Raw genomic sequence first — 21,869 nt, 5'->3', positions numbered from 1 at the left:
ATCTTTTTACACATGTCTAACTAAAACAAATGTCTAACTAAAAACACACGTTAATGTATGAAATTTAAATTAAAACAAAAAACACTTCAATTAACCCTCGAAGAGAACATCTCAAAGGTTAATTTTTCGAATTATTTATGGGGATTTGTCTTGTTTTTAACATTCATTGGAGCTTCTAATGTACAAGCTCAAAACATCACAATTAATGTTCAAGAGGTAGCTATTGATAAAGCTTTAAAAGAAGTAGCAAAACAATCAGATTATGAAGTGTTTTATACGCAAAAACTATTTAAAGACTCAAAGCCAGTCACATTAAATGTTAAAAATGCAACTTTAAAAGAAACTTTAGATTTAGTTTTTAAGAATCGAAATTTACAATATACTTTAACCAATCAAACAATAGTGGTAACGGCTATTAAGCAAGAAAATGAGACAAAGAAGTTTATAGATGTGACTGGTAAAATCTTAAACAATAAAAAAGAGCCAGTTGTTGGAGTTACCGTTCATGTAGTAAATACAAACAAGTATAATATTACTGATTTTGATGGGAATTTTTCTTTTAAGAATATTCCAACAGATGCTATGATTCAATGTTCGGGTGTTTCTATTGTAAAAGAAATTTTTTCTGTTAAAGGAAACACTCAGCCAACCTTTATTATAGAAGAGAAAATTACAGAAATGAATGAGGTTGTAGTAACAGGTTATAAAACAATTAAAAGAAGTCATTTAACAGGTTCAGTCTCAACGGTAGATGAAAAAACATTAAATCAAAATATAAATACAGACCTTTTAAGTGCTTTAGAAGGACGTGTATCAGGATTAATGTTTCAAAAAAATCCATATGGTGAATCTTCAGATACTCCTATTTTAAGAGGTATGGGAACTTTCTCTTCTTTAGAAGTAGGTTATAGCCCGCTTATTGTAATTGATGGAATGCCAACGGAGTTAACTTTAGATGAAATTAATCCTTATGATATAGAAAGTGTAAACGTACTAAAAGATGCAGCAGCAGGATCTATTTACGGTTCAAGAGCAGCAAACGGTATTATTGTTTTAACTACAAAAAAGGGGAAAGGTAATTTAACAGTTAATGTAAATACAGACTTTTTTGTTTCAACAAAACCAAACTTAAGAGGTTTAAACTATGCTTCAACAAGTGATCTTATAGATTTTGAACAAGATGTTTATGATAGAGAGCGTAGTAGATATAATGATGTTACTACAATGTTTGATAGTTATGGAAATATTGGTGGTAATAGTGAATATTATAGTCCTTTATACCAACTTAATAGAGATTTAGAAGAAGGAAATATAAATCGTTTAGATTATGATAATACAATTTCTCAATGGAGAAAAAATGATTTTATGAAAGATTATCGTGATCATGTGTGGCAAAATGAATTTAGAGAACGCTATAATATTTCTTTCTCAGGAAGTTCTAATAAGCACAACACTTACGTATCAATAAATTACGATCAAACACAAAATCGTATTAAATATAATAATAGCCAAAGTTTTAACTTGTATGCTAAAAGTAGCTATACTGTAAATAGCTGGTTAGATGCTACTTTTGGAGTTAACGGAACTATTAAAAATGATGATGTAACTGATGCTAGCTATGGAAATTTTGATATTCAAAAAAGATATGAACGTATCACGGATGAGGATGGAAATTTAATAATTTCTCCATTTGTAAAAATTAGTGATGGATTTACTTCAAGTGACGTAACTAATCCACATGTAGCTGCTCAAATAGCTAATTTAAGTGGTTTTAAACCTATAACATTTAATGTTTTAGATGAATTACAGGAAGGAATTTCACACAGAAACTCTTTAAAATTAAGAGCTTTTACCAATTTAAAAGCCAAATTATGGAAAGGTTTAAGTTTAAGTTCAAAATTCCAATATGAAACAGCTCGAAATAATAACGATCAGTATTACGATATAAGCTCGTATAAAATGCGTTATGCTATAAATACATTAACAGATTACAATCCTAGTAGTGATACATATAGTTATATAGACGGGTTTTCAGAAGGAGGTCGCTATCAACAGAACAGCAGTCAGGCTAGTAATTATTCATTTAGAAATCAGTTAGATTATAGTCAAGAGTTTGACCAAGGAAAACATTTTGTAAGTGCTATTGCTGGTTTTGAAATGCGAGAAACCTTTGTACCTAGAAATGTACAACAATTGAGATATGGTTATGATCCTGTTACCCTTACTTCTGCAACCATAAATACTTTAGATTTAAGTAGAACAGGTGTGCCAAGTTATATTTACGGTCGTAACAAAACATTAGGAGCACCATCAAGAACGCAACAAGAAATATTACATCGCTATTTTTCAGTTTATAGTACCTTAAATTATACTTTTTTATCTAAATATAATTTAACAGGAAGCTATAGAGTAGATAGAGCAGATTTATTTGGTGTCGATTCAAAATATAAAAATCGTCCATTGTGGTCTGTAGGACTTGGTTGGAATTTGAGCAGAGAAAAATTCATGAAAGACATAAAGTGGATTAATAGTTTAAAACTTAGAGCTACTCACGGAATCAGCGGAAATATAGATCAAACTACGTCTCCATACGTAACAGCAACAAGAAAGAATGATAAGCTATATCAATCATTCCAGTACATAAATATTACTTCTCAACCAAACCCTATGTTACGATGGGAAAAAACAAGTACAACAAACTTTGGTTTGGATTTTGGTTTGTTTAGAAGTAAGTTAAGAGGTAGTGTAGATGTTTACCGTAAATACAGTTCGGATTTGTTAACTACAACAGATTTAGACCCTACTGTTGGAGCTTTAACAAGAAGAATTAATGCAGGAGCTTTATTAAATAAAGGAGTTGAGTTTAGTGCTGGTTACGATTGGTTTAATAGAGGAGATTTTAAAATGAATTCTAATTTTGTTATTGGTTTTAATAAAACAACCGTAGATAAAGTTACCAGAGCTCAGTCTAATGCTTCTGTATATGTAGGTTCACCAATGAATTATTTTTTCGAAAACGAGACTTACAATAGCTTGTATGCATACAAGTTTGGAGGTATTGTTAATGGCTATCCTTATGTGTTAGACGAAAATGGAGACCCATCAATTACTTTTGATGAAAATGAAATTCCAGTATCAAACTCCATAAAAACAATCACCAATCCTGATGCTCTTGTAAATAAAGGAAGTTTGATGCCCACTTATACAGGTTCATTTTCTCAGCGTTTTTCTTATAAGCAGTTAGAGTTAAATGCACTTTTTGTATTCTCTGGAGGGAATGTCATGAGAAAAGATGTTATTGATATGAGTTCTGATGAAATAAATAACAGAGGAATTGCAGATAGATATACAGATTCTCAAAGAAATGATAATACTCGTTTGTATGTAGACTTTGATGAAAGCGTTCGTAATTATGCCGGAACTATAAGTAGTCAATGGAGGAATTCAGATATAAACGTGGTTGATGGTGATTATATTAAACTTAGAAATATTTCTTTAGGTTATAACGTACCAGAGACGTTACTTAATAAAATTAAATTTTCAGCAATTAAATTTACTTTTCAGGTTAATAATCTTTGGTATTGGAGCGCTGCTGGAAATCATATAGATCCAGAGGTTTATTCATCCAACTCAGCTACACGTAGTATACCATTGCCTAAAACTTTTCTATTAGGTCTTAATCTAAAACTTTAAAAACAATGAAACATATATATAAATTTATACTGTTATCAATTATATTAACAGTTACTTCTTGCGAAGAATATACAGATATTACTCCCAAAGGAGCCTTAGTAATTGAAAATGCATCTGAGTTTCACGAAATGGTGGCACTACCAAATAGAGGTTATCCAATTAATAATTTTCAATATTTGGTAGATGATCAGTGGATGAGAGAGTTCTATGTAATTGGACAAACTCCAAATATAAACACCATTAATTTTACTTTTGATGAAAGTGCAGATCGTGTCTCTTTAATGAAAGGATCAAGTTTTTATAATCAGGCATACTCTTATATTAATAGATGGAATACCATTATTTCATTAGTAGATGATAGTAAAGGGGATGGTGCTACAAAGCAATTAGCAAAAGCTGAAGCTAAAATTTATAGAGCTTACGATCATTTTTTATTGGTGAATACTTATGCAAAGGCATACGATGCCGAGACAGCAGCAACAGATGGTGGTATTTGTATTATGGATAAGTTTGACTTAGAAGCACAACCAGCAAAGTCTAGTGTGGCGAAAGTTTATGACTTTATCCAAAAAGATATAGAAGATGCTCTTCCTTATTTAAAAGAAACACCAGAGGTTTATCACCCATCATTAGCATTTGCATATGCTTTTAAAGCAAAAGTCCATTTATTTAAGAAAGAAATTGCAGAAGCAAGAATGGCAGCAGAAAAGTCATTAAGCTATAATGATGAAATTTTTGATTTAGTAGCATATAATCAACAAGGTGGATTGGATGCTTATTCAGTACCAGCTGAAGACAATGTAGAAGTCTTAAGTTATATGTATATGACAGGGTATAATGAATTAAATTATGCTTATAGTTATATAATAAGCCCAGAATTAAAAGAATTGTTTGGAGATAATGATGCCCGTTTAAATATGTTTTTTAACACAACTTCAACAACATTTTTGGATGCAGGTTCTAATACAGCTTATTGGAATGTAAGATATAATAAATTCTTTTATCCAACCGTAGGAATGAAAACAACTGAGGTTTATTTGATGTTAGCAGAATGTTATGCTAGAGAAAATAATTTTAGTGAGGCGATAGATATTTTAAATCAGCTAAGAGAAAAACGTATTCTTTCTGGTGCGGTAAATTTAGAAGTACCTGCAACAAGAAAAGAAACCATGGAACTTGTTGTTAACGAACGTAGAAAAGAATTGCTTTTTGGTTTTCATCGTTTTTTTGATCTTAAGAGGTTAAATACAGAAGCTGAATATGCAAAAACAATTACTAGAGTTTTTCCTATCGTAAATCAAACGGTTCCTCAGGAAACCTATACATTACGACCTAACTCTAGGTTGTATATTATTCCATTTCCATTATCGGCTTTAAATCAAAATCCAAAACTTACATTAAATACAAACGAAACAGTTCCATTTTAATTATGATTAAAAAAATAGGAGTACTACTGTATTTGTTTATTGCGGGGCAACAACATATATATGCGCAAACAGATACAGACAAAAAAATAGATAGCACAAAACAAAAAAACACTCAAGATTACAGTAAATTAATTAATGATACTTCTATTAATAAGGAAGGATTGTTTACTGTTAATCAGGTTGATTCTAAGTTTTACTTTCAAATACCAGATAGTTTGTTTAATAGGTATATGATGGTTGTAACAAGGTATCTATCTACACCTGAAGGGTTTAAACGTTTTGGAGGAGAGAAAGTTAATGAACAAACCATTTATTTTGAGAAAGGTCCTGATGACAATGTTTTTTTAAGATCGTTACAATACAAGCAGGGAGTACGTAATCCAGACGCGATGTTATCTAAAGCCATTGCAGGAAGTAATGAAAATCCAATTATTTTAACTTTTCCTATTAAAACAATTAATCCTACTACAGGAAATATTGTTATTGAGGTTACAGATGCATTCGAAAAGGATAATTTAATTTTTTCCATAAACAATAAAGAGAAAAAAGAGAAAAAGCTGAATTCCCTTGCAAATGATATGTCTTTTATTGAAACGATAAATGTATATCCAATTAATGTTGAAATAAAGACAACAAAAACCTACAAGAATGCGACTGTAGATGGGGAGAATATAACTTTGAGATTAAATTCGTCAATAGTTTTACTTCCTAAGAAACCAATGCGTAAACGTTTTGCTGATGAGAGAGTTGGTTTTTTTTCAAACAAATATGTTTTGTTTGGAGATGATCAGCAACGTGCTCAATCAAAATATATTGTTCAACGTTATCGTTTAGAACCAAAGGAAGAAGACATTGAGAAATATAAAAGAGGGGAGTTGGTTGAGCCCAAAAAACAAATAGTTTATTATATAGACCCTGCAACTCCTAAAAAATGGAGGCCTTTTTTAATTTTAGGAATTAATGATTGGCAAAAAGCTTTTGAAGCTGCAGGTTTCAAAAATGCAATTATTGGTAAAGAGTGGCCAGAAGACGATCCAACAATGAGTTTGGAAGATGCAAGATATTCAGTAGTTAGGTATTATGCTTCAGAAACCCCAAATGCCTATGGACCAAGAGTAAGCGATCCTAGGAGTGGCGAAATCATAGAAAGTCATGTAGGTTGGTTTCATAATGTAATGAAATTGGTTCAAAAATGGTATATGATTCAAGCGGGACCTTTAGATCCTAGAGCTAGAAAAATGCATTTAGATGATGAATTAATGGGACAGTTAATTCGTTTTGTTTCTTCTCACGAAATAGGACACACAATTGGTTTACGTCATAATATGGGGGCAAGCAGTGCAACACCAGTAGAAAAACTTAGAGATAAAGAATGGGTAGAAGCTAACGGTCATACTGTTTCTATTATGGATTATGCTCGTTTTAATTATGTAGCTCAACCAGAGGATAATATAAGTCCAAAAGGTTTGTATCCTCGTATTGGTATGTACGATAAATGGGCTGTTAAATGGGGGTATGGTTATTATCCTGATGCAAAAGATGAATATGAAGAATCTGATATCCTAAGTAAGTTGACGACAGAGAGTTTAACTGAAAATCCAAAACTGTGGTTTGGAGGTGAAGGTAAAGGTGAAGATCCTAGAAGTCAAAAAGAAGATCTTGGTGATGATGCGGTGTTGGCAAGTGATTATGGTATTAAAAATTTGAAACGAGTAGTGTCTAATCTTATAGAGTGGACTTATGAACCAAATGATCCTTATGAGAATTTATCAGAAATGCATAAGGCTGTTGTAAAACAGTACTCTGTATATTTATATCATGTTTTAAAATATTTTGGTAGAAATTATATAACAGAAAGAACAGTAGACGAAAAAGACGTTGTCATTAAACCAGTTCCCAAAGAAAAGGTAAAAGCAGCGATATCATACATAGGAAGGCAAGTGTTTGTAGCTCCACTATGGATGTATCCAGAGGATATAGCTCAGTTAACAGATTTAAAAACAACAGACCAAATATTAAGTCAACAAATGCAAGTTTTAAATATGTTGTTAAGCTCAGGGATGTTATATAATCTAGATCAAAAATCAATTCAGTTTGAAGGGGTTTATACTGTTCCTGAATTTTTAAATGATTTGCAACAAACAGTTTGGGTTGAATTTAGTGGTAACGAAAAACTTGATTTTTATAGAAGATCACTTCAACGTGGTTACGTTGAAAAATTAGACTTATTATTATGCCCTACAGGTAAGAGTATAACTACAGCTCAGAGAAGCGATATACTTTTGTATGGAAAGCAACATCTTTTAGACCTAAAAACTATTGTGAAAAAGTTAAAGAGAGGTGAAAAAGGAATTAATAAAGATCATCATAAAAATATTTTAATAGAAATAGACAAAATTATTACCAAGCTAAATAAAACATCAGAATGAAAAATTTAATTTTAATAGTCTTACTAAGTATAAGTTATTTATCTCAGGCTCAAACAAGCTCATATCAAGAGGTTACTCCTGATTTGGTGGAAAAAAGAGAAGAGTTAAAAAAGGAAATTACAGATAATTATTTGCTTTTAAAAAACAGCCTTATAATTTCAGATAGTTTATCCGTAAAAAAAAATGCAAGTCAATTAAAAGAATCTTTGGGTAAGTTTAAATTTAAAAAATTAAAATTAGCTCAAATGAATGAAGCTGTGAAAATTAGAAGAGAAATAATTGAGTTAGCTACTGAGTTAATTGATACTGGAAATATTAATAAGCAACGTAATATTTTTCAAACACTTTCTTCTAAATTTTGGCAAATCGCAGACAAGCTTAAAGCAAAAAATGTTACGCTATATTTACAAGTTTGTCCAATGACAAATGCAAAATGGGTTAGTGATAGTGATAAAATAGAAAATCCTTTTTATCCTAAAAATATGTTAACCTGTGGAGAGGTAAAGGCAAGTTTAAAATAAACAACCCTTAAATATTAATCTTCCCAAAAAACCTTCAAGTTTTTACTTGAAGGTTTTTTTTATTAAAAAAGTATGTGAAAATGATTTTACACCATTATTTGTCTCAATTTATCCTCTATCTTCCATTGAAATAATTAGTTATTTTATAACTTCTAAATAGTTTTAAATAGTTTTAAAAATGATTATCAATAAAATATTCATCACCCTATTTACAGCCTTTTTTTTCGTCACTATTTTTCCTGCCTATAGTCAGTCAAAAAGTATAGAACAAACAAAAGATTCAACAGATTTTGTAACCATTGAGATTGATGAAAACGAAGAATATCAAATTATAGATCATTTTGGGGCTTCTGATGCTTGGTCAACACAATTTGTTGGCAACTGGCCATTAGTAAAAAGAGAAGCCATAGCAGATTTATTGTTTAGTACGGAAGTAGATGAGTATCAAAATCCAATAGGAATAGGATTGTCTATTTGGCGTTTTAATGTTGGTGCAGGAAGCGCAGAACAAGGGAGTGAGAGTGGTATTAAAGATGAATGGAGAAGAGCAGAGTCTTTTTTAGAAGCTGATGGTACTTATAATTGGGATAGGCAAAAAGGACAAATATGGTTTGCCAAAGCAGCTAAAGAAAGAAAAGTATCTAAATTATTGATGTTTCTTAACAGTCCTCCTGTAAACATTACTAAAAACAAGAAAGCTTATGCCTCAAATAAACAGCCTAATTTAGATAAAGATCAGTTTGTTTTTTATGCAGATTATTTAACGACTGTTGTTGAAGGGTTAAATAAGATGGGATTAACAGTAGACTATATTAGCCCAGTAAACGAACCTCAATGGGATTGGTCAGATGGAGGTCAAGAAGGAACTCCTTTTACCAATAGTGATATTGCTGGAATTACCAAAGCACTAAATAAAAGTTTAGTGGATAAAAAATTAAAAACTAAAATAGATATTGCTGAGGCTGCTAAAATTGATTATCTGTATCAAAAAGATGACAAACCGTTTAGGTCTACACAGATTGATGCTTTTTTTAACTCAAACTCCTCAAATTATATAGGAGATTTATCAAATGTAAGTAAAACTATTTCTGGTCATAGTTATTTTACAACGTCACCCAACGATGTTGCAGTCAATAAAAGAAAAGAACTATATAAAGCTATTGATAACATATCAGGTTTAAAATATTGGATGTCGGAATATTGTATTTTAGGAGGAAATAGTGGAGAAATAGATGGAAATAAAAGAGATTTAGGAATGACATCTGCTTTGTATTTGGCAAAAGTAATTCATAATGACTTGGTATTTGCTCAAGCTTCTTCTTGGCAATGGTGGGTAGCAATATCACCTTACGACTATAAAGACGGGTTGATTTATATTGATAAGAATAAACAAGATGGAAATTTTTACGAGAGTAAAATGTTATGGACATTAGGAAATTATAGTCGTTTTATAAGACCCAACGATGTTAGAATAGCAACGGAAAGCACAGATTCTAAATTGTTGATATCCTCTTATCAAAACAAAAAGGAAAAAATAATTACAACGGTGATTGTTAATAATTGTAATGAAAAGCGAATTGTGAAATTAAATTTTAAAAATCATCATTATAAAGCAATCAGTAGTTACACTACAAATTATAAGTTGAATTTGAGATATCAAAATATAAAAACAGAAGAACTTGTGATTCCTGAAAAATCAGTAGTAACGATCCTTTCAACACAAAATTGATAGGGTCTATTAAAATATTTAGTTTGTTAGTTTAGAATGCAAAGTCCGTGTAAAGTTGTTTGGTTATGCGGGCTTTGTTGTATATAATAATATCCCCACAAGTTTGTTCTTTGTGGGGATATGTGTTTTATTTTTCAGGGTTTAAGATTCCTATAATTCTGTTGTTGTTTAAATACTTTTTTGCAGTTTTTTGTAAATCTTTTACCGATAATTTTTTGATTTTATCTTCAGCTTCTAAAATTTTATTTCTATCAGTTTGGTTGTAATCACTGTTTTGTAGTTGACCAAGCCAGTAATTATTTGTTTTTTGTGCTTCTTTTAATTCCAATAACTGCGTTTCTTTAATTTTATTTAAATCTTTTTCAGAAACACCATTGTTTTTAATTTTTTCAATCTCCTCAAAGGTTTTAGCTTTTAGTTTGTCTACATTTTCTGGACCACATGGGAAAGAAATACTAAAGTTATAGGTGGCAAACGGAAGTTTGTTCATGCTACCTCTAGCTCCAACTCCGTACACGCCACTTTCAGATTCTCTTAATTCTTCAATTAATTTAATGGTTAATAATTCTCCTAAACTTTTTAAGTAATAAGCATCTTTTGTATTGTTGTCTGTAGTTCCTTGATAAATAATTCTGACCAAACTCTTTGGTTCAGAACCTTTGGTGATAATTTTTTCCAAATTTCCAGACAGAGGTTTGCTATCAATATTTTTATAACTGTCTTTTGTGTTTTTTGATGGTAAGCTTGCTAAATAAAGTTCTGCATATTCTTTTAATTTGTCTTCGTCAAAACTTCCTACAAAGTAGAAGTGGAATCCATTGGCATTAGAAAACAACTCTTTATATTTTTGATATGCCAATTTAAAATCGGTGTTTTCCCAATCTTTATCAGTTGGAATACCGGTATATCTTTTATTGTTCTGATTAAGAAATTTTGAGAACTCTACAGAAAAATAAGTAGAAGGATTGGAAAGGATGTTTTTTAAATAAGCTTGCATCTTGTTTTTGTTAGAATTATAAGCTTTTTCATCATAATCTAACTTGGTTATACAAAGGTTGGTTAGCTGGAATAAAACTTCAAAATCTTCAGGTGTAGTAGAACCATTAAATCCTTCACTAAGATTACTAATGTATGGATTTACAGTTACCAACTTTCCAGTTAATAGTTTTGCTAAGTCGGTTTTAGAATAACCATTTAAACCAGATTCAGTTAAAGCGTTTGTACCCAAATTGGTTTTTTTGTATTCCTCATCTGTGTATAAAGAAGTTCCTCCATATTTAAAACCTGAAAATAGAATTTGGTTGTTTTTAAAGTTTGTTTTTTTATAAGTAACCAATACACCATTACTTAACGTTAAGGTTTTTGTATTAAAAATAGTATCGTTGCTAATTGAAACAATACTTCCTTTTTTAGGCATTTCTTTCATCAATCCCTCTGCAAAAGTAATATCTTTATAAGGTTCTATATTGGCCGATTTTACAAGATTTAAGGTGTTTAAAACATCGGCTTCTGTTACTTTTTGTAATCCTTCTTTTTTTGGACCTGTGAAAACAATTACTCTGTTATTGTTATGAATGTATTTTTGAACTAGTTGGTTACAGTCGTTTATATCAATTGTAGGTAAAATATTTTGAACTGCTTGTAATTCCCATTTGATACCAGGAATAGGAGTTTGCTCTAAAAAGTTTTGAATGTATTCACTAGCATATCTCTTAGATTCTGTTTTGTCTTTTTCTTGATAAGCATGTTCCATAGATTTTAACAAAGCTTCTTTAGCTCTGTCTAATTCACTAGCATTAAATCCGTAGCGTAACACTCTTTCGTTTTCTGTAGCTAAAGTTTTTAAAGCTTCTAATTGACCTGTTTCTCCAGTTAAAGCTACCGATTGATATGCTTGTTTAGATTTTGCCCAAGTATCTCCATGCGCACTATATCCATATAAAAATGGTGGATTTTCATTGGTGGTTAATTCATCTAACCTTTGATTGATCATTTTACTGAAAAGATCTTCGATAAGATGTTTTTTATAATCCTCTAATGAAGTCATCGGTTTTGCTTCTTTTAAATCTTTGTAATAAAGTCTAACAATAGATCTTGATGCTTCTTTGTCTGCTTCTATAGCTACAAAAGTTTCTTCATGGTTAGGAACCTTATATTCTTTACGTTCTTTTGGGTTTTTAACAGCAGGATATTTTTCAAAGTGAGTTTTGATTTTTTGCTCTAAAATATTTACATCTACATCACCTACCGCAACAATGGCCATTAAATCAGGTCTGTACCAATCTTTGTAGAATTGCTTTAAATCATCGTATGAAAAGTTTTCTAAAACCTCTTTGGTACCAATTGGCAAACGTTCTGCATAACGAGAATTATACATTAATTTTGGGAGATATTCTTTCATCATTCTTTTATCAGCTCCCAAACCAAGTCGGTATTCTTCTAAAACAACGCCTCTTTCTTTGTCAATTTCTTCTTCTGTTAACGATGCATTAAAAGCCCAATCTTCTATAATCTGAATTCCTTTTTCTAGTTTTTCATCATCATCTGTTGGAATGGGTAAAATATAAACCGTTTCGTCAAAACTAGTGTAAGCATTTAGATGTGCCCCAAACTTTACTCCAATACTTTGCAAGTAACTAACCAACTCATTTTTATCAAAATTTTTAGAACCGTTAAAGTTCATATGTTCCATAAAATGAGCCAATCCTAATTGTTTCTCATTTTCTAAAATAGAACCCGCTTTTACAATCAATCTAAATTCTACTTTTTGTTCTGGTTTGTCATTTTGTCTAACATAATAAGTCATACCGTTACTTAAAACGCCTGTTTTTACCATAGAATCTATAGGAATATTAGCAATGGTTTTGTTGGTGTTTTCTTGTTGGATTTTATTAACTGTGTTACAAGCAGCAATCAATACAACCGATAATAGGAAGGTAATTTTTTTCATAAGAAATTTATTTAAATAGCATTTTAATCAAACTTATGTAATTATTTAAAATATAGCAGATAAAAACATCAAAAAAAGGAATGTTAATTTGTTTTTGATAGAAATTATAAATGATTAAAATTCAATAAAAAAGTTGAAGAATTAAAGGAAAACTCTTTTAGGAATATGCTAATTTAGCCAACAAATATATATTTGAATCATCAATATGAATGTTGCTTTACCCCGTTTTAAAAACATAAAAATAGACAAGTTTATTTTGTCACTTTTTTCTGCCATTATTATTGCTTTTTTATTCCCAACTGGAGCAGGTACTTTACACTTAAAACAAGTAACAGAAATTGGAATTGGGTTTATTTTCTTTTTCTATGGATTAAAATTATCATTTACAGAAGTTGCTCAAGGATTAAAAAACTACAAACTTCATGTATTAATTCAACTGAGTACTTTTGTGCTTTTTCCTTTAATTTTATTAGGATTAAAACCTTTGTTAATTAGTTTGGTAGGAGAAACTTTTTGGATTGGATTGTTCTTCTTAGCAGCTTTGCCTTCAACCGTTTCTTCATCAGTAGTTATGGTTTCTTTGGCCAAAGGGAATGTGCCGTCAGCTATTTTTAACGCTAGTATTTCTGGTTTAATCGGAGCTTTTGTTACACCGCTTTGGATAGGAATTATTGTAAGTCAATCTGGAGGAATGTCTTTAGGAGATGTTTTTCTAAAATTGATTATTCAAATATTATTGCCTCTGGTGATAGGATTGTTGCTCAACAAAAAATTAGGGCATATTGCAAAAAAGAATAGCGCTAAAATTGCTTTGTACGATAAAACCATTATTGTTTTAATAGTATATGCTAGTTTTTGTACTTCTATATTGGCTCATATGTTTGATGGTATTAGTTGGTTAAATTTTGTATTTCTTTTTAGCACTGTTTTTGTTTTGTTTTGGTTTGTTATTGGAGTGATTTATTATATTTCTTTAAAATTAAAACTTTCTATAGCCGATAGAATTACGGCCACTTTTTGCGGTACAAAAAAATCTTTGGTGCATGCATCAGCCATGGTCAATATTATTTTTGCCAACAATGTAAGTGCAAGTTTGTATTTACTACCGGTCATGGTTTATCACATCACTCAAATTGTTATTTTGGCTATTGCGGCCAATAGAATTGGAAAGAGAACCTTAAAAGAGGTTGAGTAATCATCAATAAAAAGAAAGATATTTACCATTTGTCGATAGTAATTGTTCAATCATCTAATCTGCTTAAAAAGAATGTTATAGGTGCCGTAGTTTTGTTTTAAAAAACAGACACATGAAACCTATATTATTTTTTATCATCACTTTTATTGCAGTTAATTTTGGGGTAAAAGCTCAGAATTATAATTTTTTAGGAAGCTATACTTCCGATGGAACTCCAGAATATTTAATGGACGTTCCAGATGAAATTGATGAAGCTACTTTAACAATGGTTCACAATGCTTTGCCAGAAGGATATCCTGTACCAGATTTTAACCCTCATTATATTAGTTCAGGATACGATACCGATATTCATTTAAGCGAACGTGCTGAGGTTTTTGTGACTTATGTAACCGAAGGAGCAGGGTATAAAAATGTACTAGGATTTTATACCTATAATACTAATGATGTGAATGTTCAAAAACCAAATCCAGAAGACATCACTATTGTTTTTCCTAATGTGTCTGAATTGTATAGTGGTGGTAGTTTGTTGCCCGGTGATAAAGTAAAAATTGGCGACTTTGAAGCGGGAACAAGTATTGGCTGGGTATTGTTGGCAGATGCTTGGAAAGGACGTGTGACTAATGGACTTTGGCAACTGTATTCTAACACGGATTACAATCCAGAAAGTGATGAAATCTTGAGAAGTCATAACGTATTGTTAGAGGATCCAGAAAATGAAAGAATTATTTTAGGTTTTGAAGATATTAGAAGAGATTATGCTTCTTGTGATAATGATTTTAACGATGCTGTTTTTTATGTAACAGCAACACCCTATAGAGCCATTGTTGCCAGTAATATTAACAAAGTAAGCTCTGCCACAGATGTTACTTCTGCAAACAACGGAGGTTTAGAAAGTAATGGAACTTTAGCTGAAAAAATTGCTAAACGTAATTTTAAGCGTAGCGTAAAACAAAATTTGCCAAACACTAAAGCGAGGCAAATGAGTGTTCTCACTTACAGAACAATGAAAACTAGCGCTGTTAACAAAAGTGTTTTAGAAGAATATATTCCAGAAAACGGTATGTTCGGTACTGAAAGTTCATATGTGTCTAGCCCAACAGATTTGGTAGATATTACCAATGCCGATGAAATTTATTCTATTGATTATTATCAAGGAGAGCATAGAATAGCTGCTGCTTTGGCATCTTATAGTTCAAATGGAGTGTACGATCATACAAAAGCGATTTGTGATAGATTAAATAGTTCAACTTTAGAAGATGTAAGATTGGTAAAAGTAAGAGGTCACCAAATGATACATGCTCGTTTGTTGAGAGATAGAGGAGAAGTTGAAAATACGTTGAGTTTTTCAATCAGAGAAGCAGAGGGGAATACTTACGAATTATGTAGCTATTGGAATATTGATCAATACAAAGAGGGGAGTTATTATAACTTTCAAGTTTGGGGAGCTAACAACGGGCAAGTTTTCGCTATTGCCAATAATATCATCGATAAGTTTAAGGAAAAAGGAAGTTTGGTAAGTGATTCACAAACTGAAAAAATTCCACAGGTATTTGTAAAGTCTGGATATTATAAAAACGGAAAAATACATTTACAAATTATCAACAATGCAAACACTAAAATTTTAGAATTTAATGCTAATATTAAAAAAACAGAACAATCAGAAACAGAACAGTTAACGCAAACTTTTCAGTTAACAGGAAGTAGATTAGATTCTATTGTAGTAGATTCAGGTTATTTATTCGATGTTGGTGTTTCTGTAAAAAGCAATACTTCTAAGCAAATGGATGCTTTGTATTTGGCTGATGGTCCTTGGGGATTAGATTATTTAGTAACCAGTGCTCAGTTAAATCAATATGATGTTTTTCAAACGTCTGAACAAGAAATTTCAGAAGGAATTCATCTTGTAGAAAGAAGTATTCATGCTTCAGGGAATATTAAAAATACTTTAAATGCTTTTAGACAAGTTTTGGCAGGAGATCAAAGTTTTAAGTTAAATCAATACAATGTCATCAAATTTGAAAGTAAAAGTACACACGATGTTGAATTGATTTTAATGCAAAGTGATTTACAAGATTGGGAAGATAGATTTAGTTATATAGTTCCTGCCAGTAAAGTAGCCATGGGTTATGATATTTCTATTCATGATTTTAAAGATCAAAAAGGGAAAAGTGCGACCATTGAAGATGTAAAAAGAATTGTTTTTTCCATCAACGGAAACGGAAAAAGTTTTGAACCGTTTGAATTAAGTATAGAAAAAGTGGCTTTTACAAATACTGCTTTTGAACAAAAAAAATTAGGAACTGATTTTATTGATCATCAACAAAATCAAGTATATCCTAATCCATTTAGTAATCAAACACAAATTTTGGTAGATGCAAATATGATCACACCTACAATTAGTGTATACAATATGGCAGGAAAATTAGTAGATCAACAAACCATAAAAGTAAGCAATAGCAATCATGTAATTGTATATCAAACTTCTCTACCAAGTGGTGTGTATCTTTATACCATTCAGGAAATTGGGAAAAACAAAACCAATGGAAAGTTTGTAATCAAAAATTAAGTGCATAAAACATAAAAAAAAGGCAGCATAGAAATATTCTATACTGCCTTTTTCTATAGAAGCCTGTAATGATGTTAGTTAAGTGTCGACAGAACTTTTAACTAACTAATAACTATAGACATGAAACTTTTAAAACTAGTGTTTCTTTTACTTTTTGTAGGATTAAATTCTTGTATTCAAGAAGATATTGTAGATGATGCCGTACCAGAAGAACTAAGAATTATTAGTAGCGTGAATACTTTAAAAGTAGGAGATGTTGTAAAATTACAAGCTTCTTATTTTAATAATGTTGGGGAGAAAGAAAATAAAAACATTGTTTGGGAAACTTCAAATTCTAATGTATTGTTTATTGATGCCCTTACGACCAATATTACTGCCTTAGCCGAAGGAACGGCAACCATTACTGTTAAAACAACGGGAAGTTCTGGGGAGTTAACGGATAGTGAAATTATTATGGTGGTGAAAGATGGAGTGGTTGTGATGCCATCAGAAAACACCAAAAAAGGAACTATAGCTCCTACAGCTTCTTATGTTGCTGCGGGTGATTTTGAAATCAGTAAAACAACAAACGGAATACAAATAATACTTGATGATAATTATGTAGCAGATGAAAGTTTGCCTGGATTTGCTTTGTTTTTAACGAACAATCCAAATTCTTTAGCAAACGCATTGCAAATTGATGCATATGATGATGTTGATGGAACTCATTACAAAGGAGCATTTACCTATATCTTAGATGGAGTAGGCATTAATGATTATCAATATTTGGTACAATGGTGTAGACCTTTTTCAATTCTTGTAGGTAAAGCAACCATCACAGATAAATAAAATTTCATAAAACATTTACAATTAGTTATCATCATATGTGTTTTGTTTTTCTTTCAACAAAGTGATGCGCAATGGAACAAAGGAAAAGGAAATGGATATTATAAAATATCTGCATGGTCTTTGGTGGCAAATCAACATTATACCAATACAGGAGAAATAGACCCCAATGCTACAAGAGGTAATTTTACATTAAGTTTTTATGGAGAATATGGCATTTCTAATAAACTAGATTTTATTACTTATGTTCCTTTTTTGACAAGGATTTATCAAAATGCTCAAATTTCGGGTACTAACGGAAATGTATTACAAGCAGGAGAAGCTGTAAATGCCATTGGAGATATTGATGTTGGATTAAGATATGGTTTGATAAAAAAGAACCATTTTGCCTTATCAACCACTTTAAAACTAGGTTTGCCAACAGGAAAAAACAAAGCAGGAAGTGATGGTAGTTTTCAAACAGGTGATGGAGAATTTAATCAGTTGATTACTGTAGATGCCGGAACTTCTTATCAATTGTTCTCTAAACCTGCTTATGCCAAAACCTATATAGGAATTAACAATAGAACTCAAGGTTTTTCTGATGAGTTTCATTACGGAATAGAATCTGGGATAAAATTAGGGAATAAGTTATGGGTGTTGGCTAGGCTAAATAGTGTCAATTCATTTAAAAACGGAACCCTTTCTGCTCAAAACTCTCAAGGAAGTATTTTTGCGAACAATATAGAGTATGTAAGCGTTGGGGCAGAAGTAGCTTATTATATTACTTCAAAACTAGGAGTGTCTCTAAATTACACAAGTGCAGTTTCGGGTAGAATTATTTATGCAAAACCATCTTATAGTGGGGGACTGTTTTTAGATATTCAGTAATAAATAATAAGCTTATTCTTTTCCGATTTTTCCTAAATGAGTGTATTTAAAATCATCTTTATATTTTAATCCATAACCAAAAATTCTGTCCATAGCCGAATGTCCAAAAAGAATAATTCCTATTAGCATTATTGTTTCGTTTTGAATAAAAACACCAATGACATAAAAAATAATTCCTAACAATTTATGGTGAAAAAGATTTTAACTCCAAGCTCCTATTTTGTTGTTAACTACATAACCTAGCATAGAAAAATCTGGTAGTAACAAACAGGCAGGAAATACCCACCAAGAAATGTCTAGTTGACTAAACAAAACAATGGACAATAAAAATTGAGCAAGTTCTTCGATTTTTATGAGCTGCTTCATTTTTTTGAGCTTAAAATTATTGGTCTTTTAATTTTATTTTCTCTTGTTCTGGAGTAAAGATAGAAACAAAAAATCCTATAATAAACAGCCACAGTTGTGGTTTTAGTCTAAACATTTTTATGAAATATGTTGATCAATTAAAATGGCATTTCCATCAGGATCTATAAGTGTAATGTTGGCAGGCCCTTTCTGTTCTGGATTTGTTTCTTGGGTTAACGCTACATTGTTATCTTTTAAATGCTGTTGTATTTCCCTAATATCATTAAAGTTTTCTAGGGTATTGGCATTGCTATCCCAGCCTGGATTAAAGGTTAAAATATTTTTATCAAACATTCCTTGAAACAAACCAATAATAGTCGATTCGTTTTTCATAATTAAGTAATTTTGACCAGCATCACCTGCAAAAACTTGAAAACCTAGTTTTTCATAAAACTGTTTAGAAAGTTCAATATCTTTTACGTTTAGACTGATTGAGAATGCACCTAATTTCATTTACTTTAAAGAGTTATTGGTTTAATAAACTTATTTATAAAGTTAACTAAAAATTTAATATTCTTTTTTCTTTTTTGGTTGAATGTAATTGTTTTACTAATATATTAGGTATATGTTCTTTCGTTTTAACTAAAGAGTATCTTTTAATTCTTAATAGAAAGGGACACGAGTCCATTTTTCATTACCTCCTCTTTGGTCATTTAATTTCCAATTAATCATTAAGGTGTTTTTATCAACTAATTTAAAATTTATAAATGAATCTTGATTACTCATTGTTGGGACTAAAGAATTAGTTATAATATGTTCAATATAAGTGTTGTCAGATGTTATTTCGTATGAACCATATTGTATAATTTTTATACTTCCATTTTTTCCTGTATTAAAAGTATAGTATGTACCGTCAGTATTAATTGATTTGTAATGAGTAGTTAATAGATCTATTTTTTTACCATCCTTAATGAATGGTAATGTTTGTCTCCAAATACCAACAAGAGATTTAGATACTGGTAAATGTGTTTTTTGGGGTTGTATTTTTTTATATGAAGAACAACTTATTATAGTTAGTATTGAACATGTTGTGATAAATAAAATAAAGATTTTTTTCATAGATATGGTAGTTTAAGGATGTAATAATTAATTTTTTAAGGAATAAAAAACTCTACTTTTCGGCATTTTGGACAATGATATAAATCAAAAGATTCTCTGTTTTGAAAAATTTCAAACACACTTCCAAAAATTCCTGCACGACTTCCTTCGTGAAATTTAAATTCTCCAGAGTATTTCATGGGGATTTTACATCTTAAACAATCAATTTCTTTTTCAGTTTCTACTTTTGTTAGTTCGTGTAATTCTAATACCCTTTTATCAAAAAAGCTATAATTACAATTCCAACATAACTCAAAGTGATCATCAACTTCGGATTTACATTTTGGACAATTTTTCATTTTTAATTAAATACAATGTGTTACTATAAAATCATAAAATATTTAGTCTAATATTTCTGTTTTTTTTTGAGTTCCTCGCTTTACTAATACCATCCCTTCGTGTGTTTTAGTTATTGGTATACGAGTCCATTTTTCACATACCCATCTTTCGTTATCTAAACTCCAATCCATTATTAAAGTATCTTTATCAATTAGTTTAAACCTAGTATATTGATCTGTCCCATTTAATTCAGGATTCATATGAAGAACAATATGCTCCGTTAAAGTACTATCAGATGTTATTTCATATGAACCATAATGACCAATGCTTGTGTTTTTGGGCCATGTAATAAATGTAAAGTAACTACCATCATCATTAATCATTTTATAATTACTAGTTAATCTATCATAAGTTTTACCGTTAGAAGTAACTCCTGTTTGTCTCCAAAAACCAACCATAGATTTAGATTCTATAATATGAGTATTATCGGTTTCCGAGTTTTTTTTAGAAGAACAGCATATTAGAAAAATTAAAGAGCATGTTGTTATGAATAAAGTAAATATTTTTTTCATAGTAATTTAATTTTTTTTGAATAAATATAGTTAAATATTGATATAGAGCAATTTATATGGTGGTTAATATTTAATTACATAACAATTTTGTATGATTGTTTTATAAATATTTCCCTGTCTATTGTTATTTTTCTTTTCTTTAAACCGTTGTTCATTCCAAAGTGTTATTTTTGTCGCTATGAAATTTAAGATAGAAGCATTAGATCCGCAAAGTAAAGCGAGAGCAGGAGAACTAACAACCGATCACGGAGTTATAGAAACGCCTATATTTATGCCTGTAGGTACCATGGGTACAGTAAAAGGGGTACACCAACGTGAGTTAAAAGAAGACATCAATCCTGATATTATTTTAGGAAATACCTATCACTTGTATTTACGTCCTAAAACTGATGTGTTAGAGGCTGCAGGTGGTTTGCATAAATTTATGAATTGGGATCGTCCTATTTTAACAGATTCAGGAGGGTATCAAGTATATTCTTTGTCTGGACGTAGAAAAATTAAAGAAGAAGGCGTAAAGTTTAAGAGTCATATAGATGGTTCTTATCATTTCTTTTCACCAGAAAATGTCATGGAAATCCAACGTAAAATTGGAGCAGACATCATTATGGCTTTTGATGAATGTACACCTTATCCTTGTGATTATAATTATGCTAAACGTTCTATGCATATGACACATAGATGGTTGAATAGATGTATCAATCACCTAGAAAAAGTGCCTTACCGTTATGATTATGCTCAAACATTTTTCCCAATTGTGCAAGGGAGTACTTATACAGATTTAAGAAAACAATCGGCAGAATATATTGCCAATGCAGGTGCAGAAGGAAATGCGATTGGTGGATTGTCGGTAGGGGAGCCAGCAGAGGAAATGTATGCCATGACAGATGTGGTGTGTAGTATTTTACCAGAGGACAAACCAAGATATTTAATGGGGGTAGGAACCCCTATCAATATTTTAGAAAACATCGCTTTAGGAGTGGATATGTTTGATTGTGTAATGCCCACCCGTAATGCACGTAACGGAATGTTGTTTACGTCTGAAGGACACATCAACATCAAAAATAAAAAATGGGAAAATGATTTTTCTCCAGTAGATCCTGCGGGGATTACTTGGGTAGATACAGAGTACTCAAAAGCATATTTACGTCACTTATTTGTGTCTAACGAATTTTTAGGCAAGCAAATTGCTACCATACATAACTTAGGGTTTTATATGTGGTTGGTAAGAGAAGCCCGAAAACATATTATTGCAGGTGATTTTAGAGAATGGAAAGACAAAATGGTAAAGCAAATGGATAATAGATTATAGG

15 protein-coding genes and 1 pseudogene are annotated in these 21,869 nt (G+C 30.8%); 10 read left to right on the top strand and 6 right to left on the bottom strand.

The features are described 5' to 3' along the window. The first annotated feature begins 57 nt into the window (after positions 1 to 57). The 5 genes from QVZ41_RS00500 to QVZ41_RS00480 all read left to right on the top strand — a co-directional run bounded on the left by QVZ41_RS00500 (position 58) and on the right by QVZ41_RS00480 (position 9,799). Positions 58 to 3,693, top strand: coding sequence for a SusC/RagA family TonB-linked outer membrane protein (locus tag QVZ41_RS00500; protein WP_302882600.1), 3,636 nt, complete (start codon positions 58 to 60; stop codon positions 3,691 to 3,693). A 5-nt stretch (positions 3,694 to 3,698) separates the two neighbouring features. Then, entirely contained in the window at positions 3,699 to 5,120 is a 1,422-nt protein-coding gene (locus QVZ41_RS00495; protein ID WP_302882599.1) for a RagB/SusD family nutrient uptake outer membrane protein, read from the top strand. Between the two features lie 2 nt (positions 5,121 to 5,122). Beyond that, positions 5,123 to 7,549 (top strand): zinc-dependent metalloprotease, encoded by a 2,427-nt coding sequence (locus QVZ41_RS00490; protein WP_302882598.1) that lies wholly within the window; start codon positions 5,123 to 5,125, stop codon positions 7,547 to 7,549. Then, positions 7,546 to 8,070 (top strand): DUF3347 domain-containing protein, encoded by a 525-nt coding sequence (locus tag QVZ41_RS00485; RefSeq protein WP_302882597.1) that lies wholly within the window; start codon positions 7,546 to 7,548, stop codon positions 8,068 to 8,070. Before QVZ41_RS00490 ends, QVZ41_RS00485 begins: the two co-directional genes overlap by 4 nt. 178 nt (positions 8,071 to 8,248) lie before the next feature. Next, on the top strand, positions 8,249 to 9,799 hold the full coding sequence (locus QVZ41_RS00480) for a glycoside hydrolase (RefSeq protein ID WP_302882596.1): 1,551 nt from the start codon (positions 8,249 to 8,251) through the stop codon (positions 9,797 to 9,799). Positions 9,800 to 9,926: 127 nt separating this feature from the next. On the opposite strand, the gene QVZ41_RS00475 is transcribed toward QVZ41_RS00480, so the two are convergent. Beyond that, positions 9,927 to 12,749, bottom strand: a complete 2,823-nt coding sequence (locus tag QVZ41_RS00475) for a M16 family metallopeptidase (protein WP_302882595.1) — start codon at positions 12,747 to 12,749, stop codon at positions 9,927 to 9,929. A gap of 256 nt (positions 12,750 to 13,005) precedes the next feature. Between QVZ41_RS00475 and QVZ41_RS00470 the strand changes: the two genes are divergently transcribed. The 4 genes from QVZ41_RS00470 to QVZ41_RS00455 all read left to right on the top strand — a co-directional run bounded on the left by QVZ41_RS00470 (position 13,006) and on the right by QVZ41_RS00455 (position 18,205). Then, complete coding sequence (locus QVZ41_RS00470; RefSeq protein ID WP_302882594.1) at positions 13,006 to 13,944, top strand: bile acid:sodium symporter family protein; 939 nt, start codon at positions 13,006 to 13,008, stop codon at positions 13,942 to 13,944. Positions 13,945 to 14,056: 112 nt separating this feature from the next. After that, positions 14,057 to 16,510, top strand: a complete 2,454-nt coding sequence (locus QVZ41_RS00465) for a DUF4114 domain-containing protein (protein WP_302882593.1) — start codon at positions 14,057 to 14,059, stop codon at positions 16,508 to 16,510. Between the two features lie 120 nt (positions 16,511 to 16,630). Then, on the top strand, positions 16,631 to 17,338 hold the full coding sequence (locus QVZ41_RS00460; protein ID WP_302882592.1) for an Ig-like domain-containing protein: 708 nt from the start codon (positions 16,631 to 16,633) through the stop codon (positions 17,336 to 17,338). 42 nt (positions 17,339 to 17,380) lie between these two features. After that, a complete protein-coding gene (locus QVZ41_RS00455; RefSeq protein ID WP_302882591.1) occupies positions 17,381 to 18,205 on the top strand; it encodes a hypothetical protein in 825 nt (274 codons plus the stop codon). 12 nt (positions 18,206 to 18,217) lie between these two features. Here QVZ41_RS00455 and QVZ41_RS00450 read toward each other — a convergent pair. The 5 genes and pseudogenes from QVZ41_RS00450 to QVZ41_RS00430 form a co-directional block, all read right to left on the bottom strand. Further along, positions 18,218 to 18,571: pseudogene (locus QVZ41_RS00450) on the bottom strand (DUF4260 domain-containing protein). A gap of 117 nt (positions 18,572 to 18,688) precedes the next feature. Next, positions 18,689 to 19,063, bottom strand: coding sequence for a VOC family protein (locus QVZ41_RS00445; RefSeq protein ID WP_302882590.1), 375 nt, complete (start codon positions 19,061 to 19,063; stop codon positions 18,689 to 18,691). A gap of 150 nt (positions 19,064 to 19,213) precedes the next feature. Beyond that, positions 19,214 to 19,669 carry a DUF4488 domain-containing protein gene (locus tag QVZ41_RS00440; RefSeq protein ID WP_302882589.1) on the bottom strand — a complete coding sequence of 152 codons (456 nt, stop codon included), beginning with the start codon at positions 19,667 to 19,669 and terminating at the stop codon, positions 19,214 to 19,216. 35 nt (positions 19,670 to 19,704) lie between these two features. After that, positions 19,705 to 20,007 (bottom strand): hypothetical protein, encoded by a 303-nt coding sequence (locus QVZ41_RS00435; RefSeq protein WP_302882588.1) that lies wholly within the window; start codon positions 20,005 to 20,007, stop codon positions 19,705 to 19,707. Between the two features lie 42 nt (positions 20,008 to 20,049). Continuing rightward, the gene (locus QVZ41_RS00430) at positions 20,050 to 20,559 is read right to left on the bottom strand and encodes a DUF4488 domain-containing protein (RefSeq protein WP_302882587.1); all 510 of its coding nucleotides are present in this window, start codon (positions 20,557 to 20,559) and stop codon (positions 20,050 to 20,052) included. A gap of 178 nt (positions 20,560 to 20,737) precedes the next feature. Between QVZ41_RS00430 and tgt the strand changes: the two genes are divergently transcribed. Then, on the top strand, positions 20,738 to 21,868 hold the full coding sequence (tgt, locus tag QVZ41_RS00425) for a tRNA guanosine(34) transglycosylase Tgt (protein ID WP_302882586.1): 1,131 nt from the start codon (positions 20,738 to 20,740) through the stop codon (positions 21,866 to 21,868). Position 21,869: the final 1 nt, after the last annotated feature.

This window comes from Wenyingzhuangia gilva, assembly GCF_030519655.1.
GTDB classification, from domain to species: Bacteria; Bacteroidota; Bacteroidia; order Flavobacteriales; family Flavobacteriaceae; genus Wenyingzhuangia; species Wenyingzhuangia gilva.
The sequence above is the reverse complement of the archived record's forward strand: the minus strand, read 5'-3'. Positions and strand labels throughout refer to the sequence as shown.

What these genes read in the sequence shown, in the direction of transcription:
- tgt (WP_302882586.1), top strand. Translation starts at nt 20,738, where the DNA reads ATGAAATTTAAGATAGAAGCATTAGATCCGCAAAGTAAAGCGAGAGCA.
- QVZ41_RS00500 (WP_302882600.1), top strand. Translation starts at nt 58, where the DNA reads ATGAAATTTAAATTAAAACAAAAAACACTTCAATTAACCCTCGAAGAG.
- QVZ41_RS00465 (WP_302882593.1), top strand. Translation starts at nt 14,057, where the DNA reads ATGAAACCTATATTATTTTTTATCATCACTTTTATTGCAGTTAATTTT.
- QVZ41_RS00435 (WP_302882588.1), bottom strand. Translation starts at nt 20,007, where the DNA reads ATGAAAAATTGTCCAAAATGTAAATCCGAAGTTGATGATCACTTTGAG.
- QVZ41_RS00460 (WP_302882592.1), top strand. Translation starts at nt 16,631, where the DNA reads ATGAAACTTTTAAAACTAGTGTTTCTTTTACTTTTTGTAGGATTAAAT.
- QVZ41_RS00485 (WP_302882597.1), top strand. Translation starts at nt 7,546, where the DNA reads ATGAAAAATTTAATTTTAATAGTCTTACTAAGTATAAGTTATTTATCT.
- QVZ41_RS00430 (WP_302882587.1), bottom strand. Translation starts at nt 20,559, where the DNA reads ATGAAAAAAATATTTACTTTATTCATAACAACATGCTCTTTAATTTTT.
- QVZ41_RS00490 (WP_302882598.1), top strand. Translation starts at nt 5,123, where the DNA reads ATGATTAAAAAAATAGGAGTACTACTGTATTTGTTTATTGCGGGGCAA.
- QVZ41_RS00475 (WP_302882595.1), bottom strand. Translation starts at nt 12,749, where the DNA reads ATGAAAAAAATTACCTTCCTATTATCGGTTGTATTGATTGCTGCTTGT.
- QVZ41_RS00480 (WP_302882596.1), top strand. Translation starts at nt 8,249, where the DNA reads ATGATTATCAATAAAATATTCATCACCCTATTTACAGCCTTTTTTTTC.
- QVZ41_RS00445 (WP_302882590.1), bottom strand. Translation starts at nt 19,063, where the DNA reads ATGAAATTAGGTGCATTCTCAATCAGTCTAAACGTAAAAGATATTGAA.
- QVZ41_RS00495 (WP_302882599.1), top strand. Translation starts at nt 3,699, where the DNA reads ATGAAACATATATATAAATTTATACTGTTATCAATTATATTAACAGTT.
- QVZ41_RS00440 (WP_302882589.1), bottom strand. Translation starts at nt 19,669, where the DNA reads ATGAAAAAAATCTTTATTTTATTTATCACAACATGTTCAATACTAACT.